The sequence below is a fragment of the Micromonospora sp. DH13 genome, from assembly GCF_020873825.1.
Lineage (GTDB): Bacteria > Actinomycetota > Actinomycetes > Mycobacteriales > Micromonosporaceae > Micromonospora > Micromonospora haikouensis.
The window spans coordinates 78,163-97,586 of the sequence record NZ_JAHWGR010000008.1; the positions used below are offsets into that span (position 1 = coordinate 78,163).

Genomic DNA, 19,424 nt, shown 5'->3' on the forward strand with positions numbered 1-19,424 from the left:
TGGACCCGCCGGAGGCTCACTCCTCGTCGCCGCCGTCGTCCTCGTCGTCGTCGCCGAAGACCTCGTCGGCGATCATGCCGCCGGCGAAGCCGAGCGCCGCGCCGCCGACCACCCCGGCGGCGACCCCGCCCATGCCGGGCCCGTCGTGCCGCTCGTGGTGCTCCTCCTTGTAGTGGCCCCCGGGGTGCCCGTAGCCGGGCGCGCCGTATGCGGGCTGGCCGTATGCGGGCTGGCCGTAACCCGGTGCGCCGTATGCGGGCTGGCCGTAGCCGGGCGGCGGGGGCGGCGGCGGGTAGCCGGGAGCGCCGTGGCCCTGGACGGGCGGGGCGTAGCCGAGGCCGGCGTGCGGGCTCTGGTGGCCGTCGAGGACCTGGCGGATCCAGCCGTCGACCTGCGCGGCCCAGTCGCCGTGCTCGGCGCCGCCGTGGGCGACGTGATGGCGGCCGTACGAGTCATGGCCGCCGCCGAACAGGCCGCCGCGCTTGTCGAACTCCAGCACGACGTCGACGCCGTGCTCGTTGGCGACGAAGGTCAGCTCGACCTCGTTGACGGCGTGGGCGTACTGCGGGGCCGCGAAGTATTCGATCTCCTGGTAGAACGGCAGCGTCTGGTGCAGCCCGGAGATGTGGCCGCGTTCGAGGTCGGCGGCCTTGAACTGGAAGCCGAGCCGGCCGAACGCCTCCAGGATGCGCTCCTGCGCCGGCAGCGGGTGCACGTACACCGGGTCGAGGTCACCCTTGTCGACCGCGCCGCGGATGGCCACCTCGGTGCGCAGGCCCATCGTCATGCCGTGCAGGTGCTGCCCGTACAGGTCGGTCACCGGGGTCTCCCACGGCATCGCCACCTGGAACGGCAGGGAGAGGTGCTGCCCCTCCCGCAGGTGCAGGCCGCCGGCGACCTGGACGCGGTGGAACTCGACGAGCGCGTCGTACCCCTCCTCCGCGCCGTCGACCTCCACCCGGGTGACCAGGCCGACGGTGATGTGGTCGATTTCCACGTCGTGGCTGCCGCCGGTCAGGTTCACCTGCCCTCCGAGCAGCAACCCCGGGCGGGTGTTCGGGTTGGGCAGGACCGTGTCGACGCTCGGGCCACCCACCCCGAACGCGCCTAACATCTTCTTGAACACTCCGTGCGTCTCCCTTGACAGCCACCACGCGCGCCACGCGGGATTCGGCGGAACTTTCACCGGAAACCCTTGTGCCACAACGGATCCAGCGGCGTCCATGGTGGAAGCCGCTGCGCCGGGAAAGTACCAACTCAACCTGAGAGGTAGCTGAGTGCGCCGGTATGGCTACTCTTCGATGAGGTTGCGGGGGAGGGTGAAGACGAAGCCAACATCGACCGGTTCTGGCACCGAGCCGCCCGACTCGCCGGAGTGGAATCCTGAGCCCAGCCCGGAGATCGCGCTGACCTGCCCGTAGGGTCGACGACGTGACTTCTGCCCTCGACGCGCTCCCCAGGATCGGAGCACCCGCGACGCGGGCCCTGAACAACGCCGGCTACACGACCCTGCGCGAGCTGGCCGGGGTGCCCCGCGCCGAGCTGGCCAGGCTGCACGGCATGGGGCCGAAGGCCCTCGGGATCATCCAGCACTCCCTTGAGGAGCACAACCTGAGCCTGGGGTAGGGCACCCGCAGCGGCGGCACAGGGAAAGGAACCCACCGACGAGGGAGCCGCTACTCCGGCCGTGCGGGGGGCGTGAGCCAGGCCAGCGGCTGTCCGGTCAGTGCGGCGTCGGCGAGGCGATGTGCGGAGTTGGTCCTGAGTGCGGCGCGGCTGCTGTCGATCCAGCGTTGGACGTTGTCGATGCCCTGGTGGCGGTATTCGACGGCTTGGACGAGGCACTCGAGTTTGTCGGCGTCGCGGGCGACGACGGCGTCGAGGGTTTCGCCGGCTTCGTATTCGGTGACGGCGGCGGTGATGGTGTCGGTGACGGCGGGTGGGCAGCCGGCGACCTGGTCTGCGGTGATGGTGGTGTTGGGGGCGGCGGTGAGGTAGCGCTTGGCGATGTGGGGCAGGTCGGTGGTGCGGGTTTCCTGGGTGTCGTGCAGGACGCAGAGCATGGTGACGCGGGCGGGGTCGGCGCCTTCCATGGCGGCGAGGATCATGCCGATGAGGGCGGTGCGGTGGGAGTGTTCGGCGATGGTCTCGGGGTGCTTGACCCCGGCGAACCACCAGCCGGTCCGGGCGGCGCGTTTGAGGACGCCGGCCTCGAAGACGAACCTCATCGCGGCGGCGTGCTGGTCCTCGCTCATCTGCCCGTCCCCGTGCCGGTGATGCCTTCTGTCCGCAGGCTGTAGACGATAGAGGTTAGTTCCTGGCGGGACTGCGCCGAGATCCGGTCGCTGTCGAGAACGGCGACGGCACGGTGGGCGAGGGCTCGCCCGATGGCGGGGTGATCGTGGACGAGCCCGCTTCGGGCGGTGAGCAGGGCCCACAGGTTGTGGGTGTTGAGGTCGATGAACGGGTGCTCGACGTTGAGGCGCTCGACCAGGTGCCGCAGGAGTCGGTTGCCGCGCCAATCGTCGATGGTGGCAGGCATGAAGGTGTCGTCGGGTTGGCGGTAAGGGATCTCGCCGACCCAGTACGCCGAGTAGTTGAGGGCCGCACGCTGGCAGGCATCATCGGGGTGCGCGCGGGCGATGAAGTCCCGGAGCGGCTCGGGGTCTCCTTGGTTGGCCAGGGATGTGACGACGGAGCGGGCATCGGGCCACAGCGGTGACCAGGTATGGAAGGCGGTCTTCCCTGGCGCCTTCCGAGCGTTGCTCTGGGCGAGCCAATCAGTGGAGGTGCCTGTGGGGTCCATGCCGGCGAGGAAGCACGCCTGCCGGTGCAGCAGCAAATCGGGGTGGTGCTGGGCTGTGGAGCGTTCGGCCAGGACATGCAGGCCCGCGAAGAAGGCTCGCTGTTCCGCTGGCGGCAGGGTGGGGCCGGTGGCGACGGGGCCGCGTCGACGGTGGGAGATCGGCAGGCTTCTGATGAAGGTGGGTGTCTGGCCGAGGACCGCCCAGAGGATCAGGTCGGTCAGCCGGTGGGTGAGCACCATGCAGCCAAGGGGTTGCGCGGTGAGGTCTGCCCGCTCGATCTTCGGGCCGAGCAGGGCGGCGAGGACGGTGTCGGCCTCGACGGCGTCCGTGACGGCGTCGAGGAGTACCGGATGTGCCCCGAGGCTGCCGAGCTGATGCCGGATCCTGACGGCCTGGCCGAACGGGACGGCGTGGAACGGTCGCCGCCCTGACTCCCAACTCTGGACGGTCGCACGGTCGACGCAGAGTTTCACACTGAGCTGTTCCTGGGTCAGGGGGATGGATTCCCGGATCAGCTTCAGCAGGTAGCCGGTCACGTCGCCGCGAGCCGGGGTGGATCGTTCGAACGGTGCCATCGCCATCCCTACGGTGACCGACAGTCGACGTTTCCCGTCGCAGACAGCGACGTGGGTGACTCCTGACCAGCTCATTCGTACTGGGGGTGAGTACCACCACCGCACCGGGTTCGGGCCGACGGCGGTGGAGTTGGCCCGTGCCGCCGCGGCGATGGAGTGGGGCGACAGCGGGAACGCGGTGGCCCGGCACGAGAAGGCGACCGCGCGGGACGGCTGGCGGTGGCTGCCCGCCGAACACCGCGCCGCGCACCTGCTCGACACCGCCCGCGCGTACCTCCAGACCGGCGACCCGGTCAACGCCGGCCGGGTCCTGATGGAGGCCGACCGGATCGCGCCGGCCGAGATCCGCCACCGACCCGCCGGCCGCGACGTCCTCGCCCAGGTCGCCCGCGACCCGGCCGCCCCGATGATCATCGTCCACCTCGCCGCCACCATCGGGGTGGGCTGAGGATGACCGCGCCGTTTTTGTCCCTGGCCCAGATCCGCAACCGGCTCATCCTCACCGCCCGCTGGGTCCTACGCGACCACCAACCCGACCCCGACGGCCACTGCCCGACCTGCCGAACAGCGGACTGCCCGGTCGCCACCGCCGCCCGCGACGTCCTGCGCACCGCCACGGAAGTGCTCCTGTGGAACACGGCAACCCAACCCGCCGAATCCGACCGGGACGGCACCCCGCCGGCCGACTGATCGTGCACCACACCCGATCCGGCCCGGCTCGCCGAGAGTGGATCGTGCTCAGGGTCGCGGCAGTCGACTCAGCGCGGACGGTCCCCACCCGGTCGGGTCCTCCCCGGGCGGCACCATCGCGAGGGCCTGCCAGAGCAGCAGGATGTCCCACCAGCCCGCCTCCGCCGAAGTCAGCGGGCGCACGGCCTGGTAGCCGGCGAGAAACTGGGCCTGGGCCTCAGGTGGCACCGGCCCCCAGTCGTGGTAGCGGGTGCCGAGCAGGACCGTCGCGCGGGCCAGGTCGACGAGCCGGTGGTCGTGCCGGGCTTCCTCGAAGTCGAGGACCGCGGTGATCTCGCCGCCGGCACACAGGACGTTGGCGGAGCGGAAGTCGACGTGGACGAGCTGCCGCGGCAGCCGGTCGGGTGGCGCGCCGGCGACCAGTCCGCGCAGCACGTCACGGGCCACCGCGGGCAGCGGTGCGGCGCGGCTGTCGAGCCATTCGGTGATCTGCTGTGTCAACGGTGGGGACGCCACGGCGAGCGTGGCGAATCGTTCGGCGTGCGGGTATGCGGCGAGCACATCGTGCAGCCGGGCCAGGACGGCGCCGGCTGCCCGCACCTGACCGGGGTCGGTGGTGTCGAGAAGATCGCCCTCGATCACCCGTTGCAGGCCCAGCGAGACACCGTCGGCCTCGACCTGGAGCCGGCCGTCCCGGGTGGGAACCGGCGCCGAGACCGGCAGGCCCTGGCCGTCGAGCCAGCTCGTGAGTCGGGCCACCTCGGCCAGGCGCGGGAAACGATCGGGCAGCACCGACCGCTTCGCGAGCCGCCGACCGGACGGCGTGTCGACCCACGCCAGCGCGTTGCCGCCGCTCATCACGATCCGCTCGCAGGAGTCGACGCGTACGCCCCAGTGTTCGTTCAGGACGTCGGCGACCCAACGGCCCGCCGCCCGCGCGTCGCCGAAGCCGAACCTTGCGTCGAGCGCGCGGTGCGGATCGTGCGCCTCCCACAGCATCTCCAGCACCGGCACCTGCGATCCGCTCATGCGGCACAGTGTGGCGGATTTTCGTACGGGAAGGCGGGCGCCCCGGATGCCGGGCCGTCTGCCGACGGTGGCGTCCGGGGCGCCCGGTGGCGCGTGGGGTCAGGTCAGGCCCGGCTCCACCGCTGGTTCGCGGCGGTGTGGCAGGTCCAGGCGAGCACGGTGGTGCCGTTGGTCGTGCCGGCGTTGTTAACGTCCAGGCAGAGCGACGGGAACCGTACGTTGCTGATGGTGCCGTTGCCGTTGAAGGTCCACTGCTGGTTGGTGCCGCCGTTGCAGTCCCAGATCTGGGCCCGCGTGCCGGCCGCGGCGTTCGTGGGCAGCTCCAGGCACTTGCCCAGGACCTGGAGGGCCTGGCCGGACTGGGTGAACTGCTGGTTGGCGTTGCTGTGGCAGTCCCAGATCAGCGCCCCCGTGCCGTTGGCCGTGTTGCCGTTGTCGACGTCCAGGCACCGGCCGCTGGACTCGCTGCGCAGCCGGAACGTGGTGGTGGGCGGCGGGGTGGTGGTGCCGCCGCTGACCCGGTAGACGACCGTGCCGTGGGCCGGCACGCTGGCGGAGATGGTGCCGGTGGTGGTGGACGTGCCGTTCGTCCAGGCGTCGCGCAGGGTGAACGAGGAGCCGGACTTGCCGATCGCGGCGGCGGTGGTGGAGACGGTGGTAGTGGAGCTGCCCTGGTTGAACAGGGCGACGGCCACGTCGCCGTTGGCGAGCCGCTTGGCGAGCACCCGGCGGGTGCCGTCGTTGGAGACCTGCGTGCCCTGGAGGCCGAGGGTGTCCTGGTTGATCGCGATGAGGTTGGCGTTCTTGAGGATGGTCTGCGTGGCGCTGTCCATGTTGCGGATGTCGTTGCCGGCGATCAGCGGCGAGGCCATGATCGCCCACATCGCGAAGTGGCTACGCATCTCGGTGTCGTTCATGCCGCCCCGGCCGACCTCCATCATGTCGGGGTCGTTGAACGCACCCGGACGCGCGTAACCGGCCAGCGGCACGGTCACGTTGATGATGTTCTGGATGCCCATCGGGTAGCCGTTGGTCTGGCCGGTGTTCCAGGCGTTGGTGATGTCCTCGGTGGTGCGCCAGATGTTGGCGACGTCGCCCCAGTTGCGCATGGGGCCGGTCTTCTCGTGGATGCTGTTGGAGTTGATGCTGTAGAGGATGGGGCGACCGGTGGCGGCGAGCGCGTCGCGCATGATGGCGAACCGGTTGACCTGCTCGTTGATGGTGCCGGTGGGGGAGCACCAGTCGTACTTGAGATAGTCGACGCCCCAGGCGGCGAACTGGCGGGCGTCCTGGGCCTCGTGGCCCATGGCGCCGGTGGCCCCGGGGTAGGAGTTGAAGTACTGGGCGCAGGTCTTGTCCAGCGGTGCCTGGTAGATGCCGAACTTGAGGCCCTTGCTGTGGATGTAGTCACCCAGGGCCTTCATGCCGCTGGGGAAACGGGTCGGATCGCCCTGCAGGTTGCCGGCCGAGTCGCGGTTGGGGTTCATCCAGCAGTCGTCGACGACGACGTACTGGTAGCCGGCGTCCCGCATGCCGGAGTTGACCATGGCGTCGGCCATCTGCCGGATCAGCGCCTCGCTGATGTTGCAGCCGAACGTGTTCCAGCTGTTCCAGCCCATCGGCGGGGTGCGGCCCACCCCGTTGTCCAACGCCTGAGCTGGTTGCGGCGCGGCAACCGTGTCGACCACGGTCAATCCGACTGCTCCCAGGAGTGCGACGCCAAGGGCGGCGAACCATCTCGTACGTGCGCGCATTGACTCTCCATCTTCGGGACGGTGGACGTCGTCGTGCCGCCTGCCAATTGATATGCCATTCGGCAGGCATGGGTGGGTGCACTGGTGACATCTTGGTGGTGGTCACCTGCGATTACGGGGCGGGAATGCGACCTGTCCTCAGCGCTGCGCGGAATTCCCGAATGGCCACGGCTCGACGCGGTAATGCGCATCGCTCCGAGACCGGCGGGGATCCCGATAAGCTGCTTGGAGCGGCCCGGTAGCTCCTCGGGAAAGTTAACATGTGACCGCTCACACGGGCAAGCAAACTCGTGGGCTTGATCGTCGCTTGCCAATGGGTCGCGGCGACGGAGCCTCCTGGCCGCTGGCCAGCTCATGGCTCTCTCGCCGGCCCCGGACTCCTTGAGGTCAGGTGCGAGGATGACGCGCATGACGCTGCGGCGGTTGGCGCTCACCTTCGGTGTGGTACTCCCGATGCTCCTGGCAGTCGGTGCGTGTCAGGCACCGCGTCATGACCGTGCGGCATTGAGGGTGGACAGTACCGGGGACATCCATGTGCTGGTGTCCAGTTGTGAGGACGAGAAGATCGTCAGGATGAAGGTGTTCGCGACGAACGGCGGGGCGGCGAGCTGGTACATCAGCCGAAGCCCAGCGGAGGCCGAGCCCGTCCAGTTGGTTGACGTGCCACTGCTTTCGCAGCCCGACGGGTGGCGGCTCGAAGAACACTCGCTCAAGGAGTTGGCCCCCGACCAGCCATACACCCTGGACGTCTCGAACGAGTCCGCCGGGCTCGTGATGAGGCTCCGCTTCGACTCCCGACAGCTTGGGCGACTGACGGCGGACGAGATGCTGAGCGGAAGGTCGGGGCGCCCGGCCGCCATGGCGCAGGACGACTTCCAGGGGCGCGCCCGGGAGCAGTGCAAGAGCTGAGCGATGGTTGGCACGGCGGCCGGCCGACGACCTCACCCCTCCGGCGCAGAGCGCTGCGCCAGTTCGCGGTCGACCCGGATCCGAGGATGCGCTGCCTCCCCAGCTATGCCCCCGAACTCCCCGCCGAGCTTGCGGTTGGTCGCCGACCCGGACAGCACGGTACGACGCACCGTTGCCACGCACCCGCCCGCCGCGCTGGTCACCCTGCTGGCGGACCCGTCCGAACGTGTCGCCCGTGCGACGGCCGGCGCCCCGTCCCTACCGTTGGCCGAGATGGAGCGCATCCTCGCCTGCGCCGGACTGTGAGTGCGGGTGGAACGTGGCGACCGGCGTTGCGCGGAGTCAGCGCCGCCGCAGGGCCGGGTCGGTCAGCGCCGGCGGCTGGTACCCGGCGTCGGCCGGGTTGACGTTGTGGCCCGGCGGCACCAGCGCGTCGATGCGGTCCAGCACGTCGGCCGGGAGCCCGTCGAGCTGGCCCGCGCCGAGCTGGCTACGCAGCTGCTCCAGGGTGCGGGGGCCGATGACGGCGCTGGTCACGGCCGGGTGGCTGAGCACGAAGCCCAGTGCCAGCTCGATCAGCGTCAGGCCGCTCTCCCGGGCCAGCGCGTCCAGCTCGCCGACCAGGTCGAGCTTGCGGTCGCGGGCGGCGGCGTCGCGGAAGTCGAAGTGGTCGCCGTTGCGCCCGGCGCGGGAGTCCGCCGGCACGCTGCCCGCGCGGTACTTGCCCGTCAGCCAGCCGCCGTTGAGCGGGCTGAAGACCATCACCCCGAGCCGGTGCCGCTCGCAGGTCGGCAGCACGCCGGCCTCGGCGCCCCGGGCCAGGATCGAGTACGCCAGCTGCTCGGTGGTGAAGCGTTCCCGCTGGCGCTGCTGCGCGACCCACTGCGCCTCGACGATCTGCTCGGCGGGGAACGCGGAGGTGCCGATGAGGCGTACCTTGCCCTGCCGGACCAGGTCGGACAGGGCGCCGAGGGTCTCGTCGACGTCGGTGCGCGGGTCGGGGCGGTGCACCTGGTAGACGTCGATCCAGTCGGTGCCCAGCCGGCGCAGGCTGTCCTCGACCGCCTGCGTGATCCATCGCCGGGAGTTGCCCCGCCGGTTGCGGTCGGTGCCCATCGGCTCGTGGAACTTGGTGGCCAGCACCACGTCGTCGCGCCGCCCGCGCAGCGCCCGGCCGACGATCTCCTCGGTCTCGCCGTGCGCGTACACGTCGGCGGTGTCGACCAGGTTGACCCCGGCGTCGAGCGCCTCGGCGACGATCCGGTGGCACTCCTTCTCGTCGGTGTTGCCCCACGCGCCGAACATCATCGTGCCGAGGCAGAGCGTGCTGACCTCGACGCCCGTGCCGCCGAGCCTGCGGTAGCGCATGATCTGATCGTCCTCCTGCTGGTGTGTGTGACCACGCTGGCACGCCGGCCCGACCCCCGGCACTGTCCCGCCGGGTCGAATCGGCCCGGACGGGTTTGTGTCCCCGGCACATCGCCGCCGGGACCGGGGGACGAATAGGCTGGTGACAGCGTTGTTATGGACATTCCGGCACGGTGGAGGTACTCATGGGGACCGGCCTGACCCAAGCCCGATGGACGCACGTGGCACTGCCCACCGGCGACCTCGACAAGGCGATCGCGTTCTACACCACGCTCACCCCGCTGGTGGTGGTGGAGCGGTTCGCCGACGCCGACGGGGAGAGCGTGTGGCTCTCCAACGACAAGCAGGTCGAGACGCCGTTCGTGCTGGTGCTCGTCTCGTTCAACAAGGACAAGGGCGGCCAGCTCGGCCTGCTCCACCCGTTCGCGCACATCGGCATCGAGGTGCCGCAGCGCTCGGACGTCGACGAGATCGCCGCGCGGGCCCGCGAGCTGGGCTGCCTGCACTGGGAGCCCCGCCAGATGCCGCCGCCGGTCGGCTACATCTGCGCGCTGAAGGACCCCGACGGCAACGTCATCGAGATCTCCCACGACCAGCAGGTGTTCGACACCGTACGGCGGCTGTGGGGGAACTGACCGCGGCGGAGACCCGAGCCGCGGTGCTGCGCTACCTGGCCGCGCTGAACGCCCACGACGCCGACGCCGTCGCCGCCTGCGTCAGCGTCGGCTTCGTCAACGAGCACACCGCCGGGCTCGGTCGCGGGGTGGTCGGCCGGGCCGGCTACCGGGAACGGCTCGACGGCTTCCTGGCCGAGTTCGCCGACCTCCGCTACGAGGTGGAGGAGCTGATCGTCGAGGGGGACCGGGCCGCGCTGGCGTACCGGATGTCGTTCCGGCTGGTCTCCGCGGGCCGGGCCCCGGTGCGCGTGCGCGGGATGTTCCGGTTCCGGGTCGACGCCGACGGCCTGGTCGCGCACCGGGTCGACTACTGGGACAGCGGCGAGGTGCACCGGCAGCTCGCCGTCGAGCAGTGACTGGGCGTGGTCGCCGCGCCTGGGCCGATGTCGCCGGCTGACCCCCTTTGCTCTGCACCCACGGACGCAGCGGTCGCTGAGAGTAGTTGACCGCCGCCGGTGGCTGTTGGTGGCACTCCGCAGAATTGCAGCGTGACGGCCGTGTTGCCTCGGTGGGTGCAGAGCAAAGGGTGCGGGGTGCGTGGTCCGGTCTCGCGGGGCGTGACGCAGCGTCAGCGCCGGCCGGGCCCCGGCGGCCTGGCACCCCTATATCACGCACCGTAGTCGGAGAGTGTGGCGGAGGGGCGGCGGCCACGCCGCCCCTCCGCCACGTTCGCGCACTTCCCGTCGCGCTGGGTAGAGTGCGCATCCTGCGGAGACGACGGGGATGCGCGAGGTGACGCGATGGCGGTCGGGGTCGGGGTGGAGGAACATCACGGCGACGCGCCGGCGATCCAGACCGTGCAGCGGGCCGCCACCATCCTGAAGGCGTTCTCCGCCGAGCGGCCCCGGCTCACGCTGGCCGAGCTGACCGCCGACCTCGCGATCAGCCGGGCCACCGCGCACCGGTACGCCCGCGCGCTGCGCGCGGCCAACCTGCTGCGCTTCGACACGGCCACCGCCACGTACACGCTGGGCCCGCAGGTGCTGGCGATGGAGGCCGCCGCCCGCGCGGCGCTGCCCATCGTCACCGCCGCCGAGCCCTACCTGGACCGGCTGACCCGGCTCACCAACCAGACCTCGGTGCTCAGCGTGTGGAACGGCGAGAGCCCGATCGTGGTCCGCTGCATGGACAACGTCAGCGGCGACGTGCGGCTGAGCGTGCGTACGGGATCGCCGCTGGACCTGGTGCGCTCGGCGCAGGGCCGGGTGTTCTGCGCGTACCTGCCGCCCGCCGAGGCCCCCGTGGTGGCCCGCCAGCTGCGCCTGTCGGCCGGGCTGCGGGCGGTGGTCGAGCAGGTGCGCCGCGACGGGTTCGCCGTCAACTCGCCGGAGGACTTCGGGGTGCGGGTGCTGGCCGCGCCGGTGTTCGAGCGCACCCAGGTGGTGGCCGCGTTGGGCGTGCTCGGCACGGACGCGGTGCTCTCCGGTGCGGCGGAGGCCGCGGCGGCGGACACCCTGCTGCGCATCGCGCGCGAGTTGTCCGAGGGGCTCGGCGCGGCCGTCAGCTGACCCGGCCGGCGCTCCCGCGTGCCGCCGGGGGACGGGAACGGTGGCCGTTGCCGTTCTCCGGCGCGGGGTGGTGGCCGGTGCCGGTGCTGCCCAGCTCGGCGGTGACCAGGGCGGCGACGCGCTGCAGGGCGATGGCGAGCGGGGTGTCGGTGCCCTCCGGCACGGAGGTGGTGGTGCCGACGATGGCCATCGCGGCGATCAGCGTGCTGCCGCGGAAGATGGGCGCGGCGATGCTGCGCACGCCGTTGGCCGACGGCGTGTTCGCCGAGATGCCGGTGCGGCGGATCTTGTCGACCTCCCGGCGCAGCTCGGCCGAGGCGGCCAGCTCGTCGGCCAGCCCGACCACGTCGTCCTCGGGCAGGAAGGCGCAAAAGACCCGGCCCTGGGCGGACTCGGTGCGCGAGAGCCGGGAGCCGGTGCGGACGCTGACGCGGATGACCCGGTCGGTGTTGTCGTCGGCGCGGACGACCACTGCCGTGTCGCCGTCCCAGACGCTGAGCACCACGGTCTCGTCGATCTCGCGGACGAGCTGCTGCATGTGCGGGCCGGCGATGCTGATCACCGGCATCGCGGCACGCGCGGCGGCGGAGAGGGTCAGGATCTGCGGGCCGAGCGAGTAGAGTCCCTCCCGCTCGTCGTAGCGCAGCAGGTTGCTCTCGCGCAGCGCCTTGGTGTAGCGGTGGGCCGTCGCCTTGCTGGTGCCGAGGCTGGCGGTCAGTTCGTTGAGGCTGAGTCGTGGGCGCGCCGCGGTGAACGCGTTGAGGATGACCGCCGCGCGCTGCACGGTCTGGATCGCCGGGGCGCTCTGGTCCGCGTTCTTCCCCGGCGAGGGGCTGTCGTCCGCCATCTGGATCCCTCGTTGCGTGAAGTGAGACAGTATCATGGCATATGGCACATCAGGCTGTCGATATCTGCCGGCTTCGTAGCGCTATGTCGGCATAAATGCGGGCGAAACGCGTCAGCTCGGCCACCGCGTAACGGTCCCGCCGAGGGTCGCTCGGGTCCGCCGGCAGCGACGGCGGGCCCAGCCGGACGGTCGGCACCCCCCGCCCGCGCAGCACCACCCCGTCGGTCGACCCCGTCCAGCCCCGGATCGGCTGGGGCGCGTGGCCGTGCGCGGCCCGCCAGGCGGCGTCGGCCCAGTGGCAGATCGGGGCGTCGGGATCGGTGGCGGCGGCCGGGTGGACGGGCCAGCCGGTCACGCTCACCCCGCAGTCGCCCAGCGGGGTGCCGCGCAGCCTTTCGGCCAGCGTCGCGGCCAGGGCGTCGGCGATCTCCGCCGGCTCGTCGCCGGGGACCGTCACCAGGTAGAGGTGGAAGTCGAGCCGCCCGGGCAGCAGGTCGGGCTTGCCCGGTTGGCCGGCCCGCACCGCGCCGATGCCCACCTCCGCCCCGACCTGGCCGCCGCGCCCGGCGCGACTGGCCAGGTGAGCGGCGCGGAACGCCTCCAGCGCCGCGACCACCCGGCCGAGGTGCGCCAGCAGGCCCCCCGGCGGGACGGCGGCGTCGCGGAACAACGCCGGATGGAACCGGCTGGTCAGCCGTACCCGGACGAACATGGCCCCCGGCTCGGCGGTGAGCACGCCCGGCGGGCCGCTCTTGGCCACCACGGCGGCGGCCGGCAGCGGGTGCCGGTCCAGGTGGTGGGCCACCCCGCCGGCGGTGGGGCCGGCGTCGGGGTCGGTGCGGTGGGTGCCGGCGGCGGCGAGCAGCAGGGTCAGCCGGTGCGGCCGGCCGGCGGCCCGGCACGCGCCGGCCGCCGCGGCGAAGCCGACCAGGGCGGCGGCGGTCGCCGCGCGGGCCACCCCGAGGCCGAAGCCGCTGACCACCCGCTCGGCGCCCGTCCCGGCCGGCCTGATCAGCTCGGGCGCGGGGGCGTCCAGGCCGGTGATCGGCGCGTCGAACTCGGCCCCGCCGGTCAGCGACGTGTCCAGGTGCGAGTAGAGGAGCAGCTCCGGCGCGGTGCCGAGGGCGGAGGAGCCGACCAGGTTGGCGCTGTCGGGCAGCGCCGCCGTCGGGTCCAGGGGGTCGACCCGCCAGGACAGCTCCGGCCAGCGCGCGGCGGCCCAGTCGGCGAGCCGGTGGGCCGTGGCCCGTTCCCGGCCGTACGGGCTGTGCTCCGCCCCCAGCGCGGCCAGCGCGTCGAGGACGCCCGCCTCGTCGATGGCCTCCTCGGCCGCCCGTCGCAGTGCCGCCGGCACCTCGTCGTCCATCCCCGCGCTCCCGCCGCCGTGACTTCATTCAAGATGACGTCTCGTATGTTGACATACTCGGGATGGCTTCTCTAGCGTGACCTGACATCAACGACATCGCCCCGCATCCGGCGACGTCAGCGCGACGGTCAGCGGTGCGGATGCGGACGGCCGACCCAACCGCTGGAGGACCGATGACCTACGTGGTCACCGACGAGTGTGTGGACGTGCAGGATCGGTCCTGCGTCGAGGAGTGCCCCGTGGACTGCATCTACGAGGGCGACCGGATGATGTACATCAACCCGGACGAGTGCGTCGACTGCGGGCGCTGCGAGCCGGTCTGCCCCGTCACGTCGATCTTCCACCTGGAGGACCTGCCGGCCGACCGGGCCCACTTCGGCCCGATCAACGCCGAGTTCTTCGGCGAGATCGGCAGCCCCGGCGGGGCCCGCAAGATCGGTCGGGTCGGCCGCGACCACCCGGCCGTCGCGGGGAGCGCCACCTGATGGGCGAGCTGCACGAAGTCGACCTCGCGATCGTCGGCGCCGGCCCCGCCGGCCTGTACGCCACCTACTACGCCGGCTTCCGCGGGATGAGCGTGGCGGTGATCGACTCGCTGCCCGAACCCGGCGGCCAGATCGCCGCCCTCTACCCCGAGAAGGCCATCTACGACATCGCCGGCCTGCCCTCGGTGCGCGGCCAGGAACTCGTCGACGCCCTGCTCACCCAGGCCGCCACCGCCAAGCCGACGTTCCTGCTCGGCGAGAGCGCCGTCGACCTGACGACCGCCGAGGACCACGTGCTCATCGGCACCGACGCCGGCACCCAGGTGCGCGCCAAGGCCGTCCTGCTCACCGCCGGCATCGGCACCTTCACCCCCCGGGAGCTGCCCGTCGGCAGCGACTACCTCGGCCGGGGCCTGCGCTACTTCGTGCCCCGCCTCGACGAACTCGCCGGCCAGGAGGTCGTCGTGGTCGGCGGCGGCGACTCCGCCGTCGACTGGGCCCTCGCGCTGGAGCCACACGCCCGCAGCGTCACCCTCGTGCACCGCCGGCCGCAGTTCCGCGCCCACGAGCACAGCGTCGCCCAACTGGAGGCGTCCACCGTGCGCGTGGTCACCCCGTACGAGGTGTGCGGCATCGCCGGGGAGCAGAACGTCACCTCCGTGACGATCGCCGAGGTGCGCGGCGAGGGCCGCGAGGAGCTGCCCGCGCAGGCGGTGGTGGCCGCCCTCGGCTTCATCGCCGACCTCAGCGCCATGGAACGCTGGGGCCTGGAGATGCACCGGCGCTACGTCGCCGTCGACCGGTCGATGCGCACCAACCTGCCGCGCGTCTTCGCCGCCGGCGACATCACCGACTACGAGGGCAAGGTGCGGCTGATCTCCGTCGGCTTCGGCGAGGCCGCCGCCGCCGTCAACAACCTGGCCCCGCTGGTCAACCCGGCGCTGGGCACGGTGCCCGGACACTCCTCGGACGCGGCATGACCGCCCCCCGCGACGACGCCCGGCACACCGCCGGCGACGGCACGCACCTGGTCGCCACCCGGCACGGGCTGGGCCGGCTCACCGGCGACGGCGACGTCGAACTGCTCGACCTGCCGTACGCCGACGTGGCCGCGCTGCTGCGCGCGGGCGCCGGGCTCGCCCCGGCCCGCGCCGCGGCCGTGCGCCGCCGGCTGCCGCTGGACGCTCTCGCGGGCGACGTCGTCGCCCCGCTGGGCGGGACGCCGGCCGTGTGGGGGGTGGGCCTCAACTACCACTGCAAGGCGCGCACCACCGGGCGGCCCCTGCCCACCCAGCCGGTGCTCTACCTCAAGTCGCCCAACGCCGGCTCCGGCCCCGACGACACCGTGCCGCTGCCCACCTCGGTCAGCGCGCAGTCCGACTACGAGGGCGAGGTCGCCCTGGTCATCGGCGCGCGGATGCACCACACGCCCGCCGAGCGGGCCTGGGCGCACGTCGCGGGGATCACCGCCGCCAACGACCTGACCTGCCGCGACGTGATGGTCGCCTCCGGCAGCCCCACCCTGGCCAAGAGCTTCCCCGGCTTCGGCGCGCTCGGCGCCTCGGTGCTCGGCCTGGACGCCGTCGCCGACCGCGACGCCATCGGCGTACGGACCAGGGTCAACGGGGAGCTGCGTCAGCAGGCCAGCACCGCCGACCTCATCTTCCCGGTGCCCGACCTGCTCGCCTGGATCTCCCGGTACGTGGTGCTGGAGCCGGGCGACGTGGTGCTCACCGGCACCCCCACCGGCACCGGCCAGGACCGGGGCTGCTTCCTGAGCCCCGGCGACCTGGTCGAGGTCACCGTCGCCGGGGTGCTGCCGCTGCGCACCCGGTTCCGCGCCGACACCCCGGCCCCGGCAGCCGAGACCCCGGCCCCAGCGGCCGAGCCCGACCCCCTTCCCGGCGACGCCCGCCCGTCGCTGCCGCTTCGTACAGAGAGTCTGATGCCATGACTGACAGTTCCCCGCGCTACGACCTGGTGCTGGCCGGCGGCGAGGTGTTCGACGCCGCCACCGGCGCCAGCCAGGTGACCGACGTCGCGGTGACCGGCGACCGGGTGGCCCGGATTGCCCCCGGCCTCGCCGCGCAGGGCCGGCAGGTCGTCGACTGCTCCGGGCAGTACGTGCTGCCCGGCCTGGTCGAGGCGCACACCCACATCTTCGCCGAGGTCTCCAAGGTCGGCGCGCCGCCGGACGAGGCGCACCTGCACCGGGGCGTCGTCGCGGCCTGCGACGCCGGCACCGTCGGCGCGTCCACCTTCGCCGCGTTCGAGCGCTTCGTCGCCGCCCCGGCCCGGATGCGGCTGGTCAACTTCCTCAACGTCTCGGTCCTCGGCCTGATCGACTTCCGGTTCGGCGAGTTGCTCAACCCGGGCACGCTGGTGCCGGAGGACGCCCTGGAGATCGCCGCCGCCAACCCGCACCGGGTCCGTGGCTTCAAGATCCGCCTCTCCGAGGACGTCGTGGGGCTGGAGTGGCGGACGCTGCTCAAGCGCTCCCTGGCGCTGTCGGCCGAGGCCGGGCTCCCGCTGATGATCCACATCGGGGAGACCCCGGAGCCGCTGCCGGTGATCCTCGACCTGCTGCGCCCCGGCGACGTCGTGGCCCACTGCTACACCGGCAAGCCGTACGGCATCCTCGGCGACGGCAAGGTCCTGCCCGAGGTGTACGCCGCCCGCGAGCGCGGCGTGCTGTTCGAGTCGGCCCACGGCAAGAGCAACCTGAGCTTCGCCGTGGCCCGCCCGGCCATCGAGCAGGGCTTCCTGCCCGACGTGATCACCTCCGACACCAGCGGCCGCAACTGGCGCGGCCCGGTGTTCGACCTGGTCACCAGCATGGCCAAGCTGCGGGCCATGGGCATGACCATGGAGCAGATCGTGCCCCGGGTGACGTCCGCCCCGGCCCGCCTGACCGGCCTCGACGCCGAGGGCTACGGCAGCCTCGTCGAGGGCGGCCCGGCCCACGTCACGGTCCTCGCCGACGCCGAGGAGGCCGAGCTGCCCGACGCCGCCGGCAACCGGATCGTCGCGCCCCGGCTGGAGCCGAGCCTGGTGCTGCTCGCCGGCGAGCAGGTGCCGACCGTGCCGTGGCGGGGCCTGAACCGCTGATGCCCGCCACCGATGCCGAGCCGCCCGTCGGCGTGCACCGCTCCCGCAGGCGACTGCGGGCGGCGCTGCGCGGTGGCGGGCGGCTCGTCGGCACGTTCCTCAAGCTGCCCGGCCCCGACGTGGTGGCCCTGGCCACCCAGGCGGGGCTCGACTTCGTCGTGGTCGACCTGGAGCACTCCGCGCTGGACGAGCGCACCGCCGCCGACCAGCTCCGGTTCGCCGCCGCGCTCGGCCTGCCGGCGCTGGTCCGGGTGCCGGCGGTCGACCCGGGCCAGGTCAACCGGCTGCTGGAGGCCGGCGCCGTCGGGGTCCAGCTCTCCACCGTCCGCAGCCGGGCCGAGGTGGAGGCGCTGCGCGCGGCCAGCCGGTACGCCCCGCACGGGCGACGCAGCATCAGCCTCGCCCACCCGGCGGCTGGCTACGGCGTCGGCGGCCTCGACCGGTACCTGGCGGCGGAGGCCGCAGACCCGCCGCTGCTGGTCGCCCAGATCGAGACGGCGACCACCGACGACCCCCTGCCCGACCTGCTGGCCGGCGTGGACGTCGGGTTCGTCGGCACCACCGACCTGGCGGTCAGCCTCGGCCTCGCCAGCACCGACGACCCGACGCCGCTGCTGCGGCGCACCGGCGACGTCGCCGAGGCGGCCCGGGGGACCGGGGCCGCGCTGGGCGGCTGGGCGGCCGACCGCACGGCCGAGGCCCTGGGCCGGTACGGCCTCACCGACGCCGGCTACCTGGTGGTCGGCTCGGACCTGCAACTGCTCGGCGCCGGCCTGCGCCGGCTCGCCGGCTGACCCCCACCCGGAAAGGGAGCGCTGACATGCTCAACCCGCAGCTCTACGGCATCGCGGTGAACTGGGACGACATCCCGGCCACCGACGTGCGGCCCGGGGTGCGCCGCAAGGTGTACGCCACCGACGAGGTCGTGCTGGCCTGGCACGAACTGAGCGTGGGCATGACGCTCAACCCGCACCACCACGACGACTTCGACCAGCTCGTGCTGATCCTCGGCGGCCGGTGCAACTACTACGTCGACGGGGTGGCGAACCCGATGGGGGCGGGCTCGATGCTGCTCGTGCCGCGCGGCGCGGAGCACTACGTCGAGCCGACCGAGGGCCCCTGCATCAACCTGGACGTCTTCGCGCCGCCCCGGGCGGACTTCCTGGCGCACGCCTGGCGTCCCGGGCAGGACTGAGGCCGTCGTGACCGACATCGTGGTGGTGGGCAGCCTCAACGTCGACGTGGTGGTGCCCCTGGCCGAGCTGCCCGCGCCCGGACAGACCGTGCTCGGCACCGCCGACCACCGGCGTGCCGGTGGCGGCAAGGGCGCCAACCAGGCCGTCGCCGCCGCCCGGCTGGGCCGCCGCGTCGCCATGGTCGGCGCGGTCGGCGACGACCCGGAGGGGGAGTGGCTCACCGGGCTGCTCGCCGCCGAGGGCGTGGACACGACCGGGGTGCTGCGCGCACCCCGCCCGACCGGTCAGGCGATCGTGCTGGTCACCGCCGACGGCGACAGCACCATCGCGGTCAGCTCCGGGGCCAACATGTGGCTCGCGCCCGAGCACCTCGCGCCGTCGTACGACCTGATCGCCTCGGCCCGCGCGGTGCTGTTGCAGCAGGAGGTCGGCGCCGAGGTGGTCGCCGCCGCGGTGGCCGCGGCGGGTGGCCTGGTGGTGCTCAATCCGGCCCCGGCCCGGCCGGTGGACGCGGCGACCCTGGCCCGGGTCGACATCCTCGTGCCGAACCGGGGCGAGCTGGCGGCCCTGGCCGGGGCTCCGGCCGCGGCGTCCCCACCCGGCCCGGCAGCTCCGGCGGCGATGGCCGGGCTGCCCGCGCTGGCCCGGTCGTTGGGGACGCGGGGGCCGGTGGTGGTGACCCTCGGCGCGGACGGCGCGCTGGTGGTCACCGCCGACCGGGAGTGGCTGGTGCCGGCCGAGCGCGTCGACGCGGTGGACGCCACCGGCGCGGGGGACACCTTCTGCGCGGCGCTGGCCGACGCGCTGCTCGACGGCGCGGCGATCGACGAGGCGGCCCGTTGGGCGAGCCGGGTGGCGGCGGTGACCGTGACCCGGCCGGGCGCGATGGCCGCCGCGCCCCGTCGCGCCGAGGTGCCGGCGGCCTCGTAGGGGCCGCAGCCGGGCACCGGGGGTGGAGCCCACCCCCGGCTCGCCCACCGGTGCCGGCCACGGTGCGTGTGCATGCTGGTGCCGTCTGCCGGTGGGGTCGCCGCCTTCACGCTCCGTGGCGCTCCTTCGACCCCGGACAACGTCGCGCGCTCGCTTTGCTCTGCACCCACCCACG

General features: G+C 72.8%; 22 protein-coding genes. 14 read left to right on the plus strand and 8 right to left on the minus strand.

Annotated elements, in window-relative coordinates; genetic code table 11:
* Window positions 1–16: 16 nt before the first annotated feature.
* Window positions 17–1,114: a sporulation protein gene (locus tag LPA42_RS10455; RefSeq protein WP_077937520.1), complete on the minus strand. Its 1,098-nt coding sequence runs from the start codon at window positions 1,112–1,114 to the stop codon at window positions 17–19.
* A 317-nt stretch (window positions 1,115–1,431) separates the two neighbouring features.
* On the opposite strand from LPA42_RS10455, the gene LPA42_RS10460 reads away from it, so the two are divergent.
* Window positions 1,432–1,626: a helix-hairpin-helix domain-containing protein gene (locus LPA42_RS10460; protein WP_077937498.1), complete on the plus strand. Its 195-nt coding sequence runs from the start codon at window positions 1,432–1,434 to the stop codon at window positions 1,624–1,626.
* 50 nt (window positions 1,627–1,676) lie between these two features.
* On the opposite strand, the gene LPA42_RS10465 is transcribed toward LPA42_RS10460, so the two are convergent.
* Both LPA42_RS10465 and LPA42_RS10470 read right to left on the minus strand, forming a co-directional pair.
* A complete protein-coding gene (locus LPA42_RS10465) occupies window positions 1,677–2,255 on the minus strand; it encodes an HD family hydrolase (protein ID WP_077937499.1) in 579 nt (192 codons plus the stop codon).
* A complete protein-coding gene (locus tag LPA42_RS10470; RefSeq protein ID WP_077937521.1) occupies window positions 2,252–3,382 on the minus strand; it encodes a DNA-binding transcriptional regulator in 1,131 nt (376 codons plus the stop codon). Before LPA42_RS10470 ends, LPA42_RS10465 begins: the two co-directional genes overlap by 4 nt.
* A gap of 55 nt (window positions 3,383–3,437) precedes the next feature.
* Here LPA42_RS10470 and LPA42_RS10475 point away from each other — a divergent pair, with 55 nt between their 5' ends.
* Together LPA42_RS10475 and LPA42_RS10480 are read left to right on the plus strand one after the other, a co-directional pair.
* A complete protein-coding gene (locus LPA42_RS10475; RefSeq protein WP_158229415.1) occupies window positions 3,438–3,830 on the plus strand; it encodes a hypothetical protein in 393 nt (130 codons plus the stop codon).
* Window positions 3,831–3,832: 2 nt separating this feature from the next.
* Complete coding sequence (locus tag LPA42_RS10480) at window positions 3,833–4,072, plus strand: hypothetical protein (protein WP_077937500.1); 240 nt, start codon at window positions 3,833–3,835, stop codon at window positions 4,070–4,072.
* A 48-nt stretch (window positions 4,073–4,120) separates the two neighbouring features.
* Here the strand turns inward: LPA42_RS10480 and LPA42_RS10485 are convergent, their stop codons facing one another.
* Together LPA42_RS10485 and LPA42_RS10490 are read right to left on the minus strand one after the other, a co-directional pair.
* Window positions 4,121–5,101: a phosphotransferase gene (locus LPA42_RS10485; RefSeq protein WP_077937501.1), complete on the minus strand. Its 981-nt coding sequence runs from the start codon at window positions 5,099–5,101 to the stop codon at window positions 4,121–4,123.
* A gap of 104 nt (window positions 5,102–5,205) precedes the next feature.
* On the minus strand, window positions 5,206–6,855 hold the full coding sequence (locus tag LPA42_RS10490) for a ricin-type beta-trefoil lectin domain protein (RefSeq protein ID WP_228986515.1): 1,650 nt from the start codon (window positions 6,853–6,855) through the stop codon (window positions 5,206–5,208).
* Between the two features lie 399 nt (window positions 6,856–7,254).
* Between LPA42_RS10490 and LPA42_RS10495 the strand changes: the two genes are divergently transcribed.
* On the plus strand, window positions 7,255–7,764 hold the full coding sequence (locus tag LPA42_RS10495; RefSeq protein WP_144082627.1) for a hypothetical protein: 510 nt from the start codon (window positions 7,255–7,257) through the stop codon (window positions 7,762–7,764).
* Between the two features lie 342 nt (window positions 7,765–8,106).
* On the opposite strand, the gene LPA42_RS10500 is transcribed toward LPA42_RS10495, so the two are convergent.
* Window positions 8,107–9,132, minus strand: a complete 1,026-nt coding sequence (locus LPA42_RS10500; protein ID WP_077937505.1) for an aldo/keto reductase — start codon at window positions 9,130–9,132, stop codon at window positions 8,107–8,109.
* Window positions 9,133–9,353: 221 nt separating this feature from the next.
* On the opposite strand from LPA42_RS10500, the gene LPA42_RS10505 reads away from it, so the two are divergent.
* From LPA42_RS10505 to LPA42_RS10515, 3 genes are all read left to right on the plus strand, one after another.
* Window positions 9,354–9,767, plus strand: a complete 414-nt coding sequence (locus tag LPA42_RS10505; protein WP_228986516.1) for a VOC family protein — start codon at window positions 9,354–9,356, stop codon at window positions 9,765–9,767.
* Window positions 9,755–10,165: an ester cyclase gene (locus tag LPA42_RS10510; RefSeq protein ID WP_228986517.1), complete on the plus strand. Its 411-nt coding sequence runs from the start codon at window positions 9,755–9,757 to the stop codon at window positions 10,163–10,165. Before LPA42_RS10505 ends, LPA42_RS10510 begins: the two co-directional genes overlap by 13 nt.
* A gap of 384 nt (window positions 10,166–10,549) precedes the next feature.
* Window positions 10,550–11,317, plus strand: coding sequence for an IclR family transcriptional regulator (locus LPA42_RS10515; protein ID WP_077937506.1), 768 nt, complete (start codon window positions 10,550–10,552; stop codon window positions 11,315–11,317).
* Here LPA42_RS10515 and LPA42_RS10520 read toward each other — a convergent pair.
* Window positions 11,310–12,164: an IclR family transcriptional regulator gene (locus tag LPA42_RS10520; RefSeq protein ID WP_158229416.1), complete on the minus strand. Its 855-nt coding sequence runs from the start codon at window positions 12,162–12,164 to the stop codon at window positions 11,310–11,312. The two genes, LPA42_RS10515 and LPA42_RS10520, sit on opposite strands and share 8 nt — an antisense overlap.
* A 49-nt stretch (window positions 12,165–12,213) precedes the next feature.
* The gene (locus tag LPA42_RS10525; RefSeq protein WP_077937508.1) at window positions 12,214–13,530 is read right to left on the minus strand and encodes a hypothetical protein; all 1,317 of its coding nucleotides are present in this window, start codon (window positions 13,528–13,530) and stop codon (window positions 12,214–12,216) included.
* A gap of 173 nt (window positions 13,531–13,703) precedes the next feature.
* Here LPA42_RS10525 and fdxA point away from each other — a divergent pair, with 173 nt between their 5' ends.
* Genes fdxA through LPA42_RS10560 form a run of 7 tightly spaced genes read left to right on the plus strand, consistent with a single transcriptional unit; the run spans window position 13,704 to window position 19,249 of the window.
* The gene (gene fdxA, locus LPA42_RS10530) at window positions 13,704–14,015 is read left to right on the plus strand and encodes a ferredoxin (protein WP_077937509.1); all 312 of its coding nucleotides are present in this window, start codon (window positions 13,704–13,706) and stop codon (window positions 14,013–14,015) included.
* A gap of 8 nt (window positions 14,016–14,023) precedes the next feature.
* On the plus strand, window positions 14,024–14,995 hold the full coding sequence (locus LPA42_RS10535) for an NAD(P)/FAD-dependent oxidoreductase (protein WP_198956540.1): 972 nt from the start codon (window positions 14,024–14,026) through the stop codon (window positions 14,993–14,995).
* Complete coding sequence (locus tag LPA42_RS10540) at window positions 14,992–15,969, plus strand: fumarylacetoacetate hydrolase family protein (RefSeq protein ID WP_077937511.1); 978 nt, start codon at window positions 14,992–14,994, stop codon at window positions 15,967–15,969. The genes LPA42_RS10535 and LPA42_RS10540 overlap by 4 nt, the downstream gene beginning before the upstream one ends.
* On the plus strand, window positions 15,966–17,123 hold the full coding sequence (locus LPA42_RS10545; RefSeq protein WP_144082628.1) for an amidohydrolase/deacetylase family metallohydrolase: 1,158 nt from the start codon (window positions 15,966–15,968) through the stop codon (window positions 17,121–17,123). The genes LPA42_RS10540 and LPA42_RS10545 overlap by 4 nt, the downstream gene beginning before the upstream one ends.
* Window positions 17,123–17,917 carry an HpcH/HpaI aldolase/citrate lyase family protein gene (locus LPA42_RS10550; RefSeq protein WP_141722264.1) on the plus strand — a complete coding sequence of 265 codons (795 nt, stop codon included), beginning with the start codon at window positions 17,123–17,125 and terminating at the stop codon, window positions 17,915–17,917. The genes LPA42_RS10545 and LPA42_RS10550 overlap by 1 nt, the downstream gene beginning before the upstream one ends.
* A 26-nt stretch (window positions 17,918–17,943) precedes the next feature.
* Window positions 17,944–18,318, plus strand: a complete 375-nt coding sequence (locus LPA42_RS10555) for a cupin domain-containing protein (protein ID WP_077937513.1) — start codon at window positions 17,944–17,946, stop codon at window positions 18,316–18,318.
* A gap of 7 nt (window positions 18,319–18,325) precedes the next feature.
* Window positions 18,326–19,249, plus strand: a complete 924-nt coding sequence (locus tag LPA42_RS10560; protein WP_096761638.1) for a ribokinase — start codon at window positions 18,326–18,328, stop codon at window positions 19,247–19,249.
* The last annotated feature ends 175 nt before the right edge of the window (window positions 19,250–19,424 follow it).

What these genes read in the sequence shown, in the direction of transcription:
- LPA42_RS10455 (WP_077937520.1), bottom strand. Translation starts at nt 1,114, where the DNA reads ATGTTAGGCGCGTTCGGGGTGGGTGGCCCGAGCGTCGACACGGTCCTG.
- LPA42_RS10465 (WP_077937499.1), bottom strand. Translation starts at nt 2,255, where the DNA reads ATGAGCGAGGACCAGCACGCCGCCGCGATGAGGTTCGTCTTCGAGGCC.
- LPA42_RS10470 (WP_077937521.1), bottom strand. Translation starts at nt 3,382, where the DNA reads ATGGCACCGTTCGAACGATCCACCCCGGCTCGCGGCGACGTGACCGGC.
- LPA42_RS10480 (WP_077937500.1), top strand. Translation starts at nt 3,833, where the DNA reads ATGACCGCGCCGTTTTTGTCCCTGGCCCAGATCCGCAACCGGCTCATC.
- LPA42_RS10485 (WP_077937501.1), bottom strand. Translation starts at nt 5,101, where the DNA reads ATGAGCGGATCGCAGGTGCCGGTGCTGGAGATGCTGTGGGAGGCGCAC.
- LPA42_RS10490 (WP_228986515.1), bottom strand. Translation starts at nt 6,855, where the DNA reads ATGCGCGCACGTACGAGATGGTTCGCCGCCCTTGGCGTCGCACTCCTG.
- LPA42_RS10495 (WP_144082627.1), top strand. Translation starts at nt 7,255, where the DNA reads ATGACGCGCATGACGCTGCGGCGGTTGGCGCTCACCTTCGGTGTGGTA.
- LPA42_RS10500 (WP_077937505.1), bottom strand. Translation starts at nt 9,132, where the DNA reads ATGCGCTACCGCAGGCTCGGCGGCACGGGCGTCGAGGTCAGCACGCTC.
- LPA42_RS10515 (WP_077937506.1), top strand. Translation starts at nt 10,550, where the DNA reads ATGGCGGTCGGGGTCGGGGTGGAGGAACATCACGGCGACGCGCCGGCG.
- LPA42_RS10520 (WP_158229416.1), bottom strand. Translation starts at nt 12,164, where the DNA reads ATGGCGGACGACAGCCCCTCGCCGGGGAAGAACGCGGACCAGAGCGCC.
- LPA42_RS10525 (WP_077937508.1), bottom strand. Translation starts at nt 13,530, where the DNA reads ATGGACGACGAGGTGCCGGCGGCACTGCGACGGGCGGCCGAGGAGGCC.
- fdxA (WP_077937509.1), top strand. Translation starts at nt 13,704, where the DNA reads ATGACCTACGTGGTCACCGACGAGTGTGTGGACGTGCAGGATCGGTCC.
- LPA42_RS10540 (WP_077937511.1), top strand. Translation starts at nt 14,992, where the DNA reads ATGACCGCCCCCCGCGACGACGCCCGGCACACCGCCGGCGACGGCACG.
- LPA42_RS10545 (WP_144082628.1), top strand. Translation starts at nt 15,966, where the DNA reads ATGACTGACAGTTCCCCGCGCTACGACCTGGTGCTGGCCGGCGGCGAG.
- LPA42_RS10550 (WP_141722264.1), top strand. Translation starts at nt 17,123, where the DNA reads ATGCCCGCCACCGATGCCGAGCCGCCCGTCGGCGTGCACCGCTCCCGC.
- LPA42_RS10555 (WP_077937513.1), top strand. Translation starts at nt 17,944, where the DNA reads ATGCTCAACCCGCAGCTCTACGGCATCGCGGTGAACTGGGACGACATC.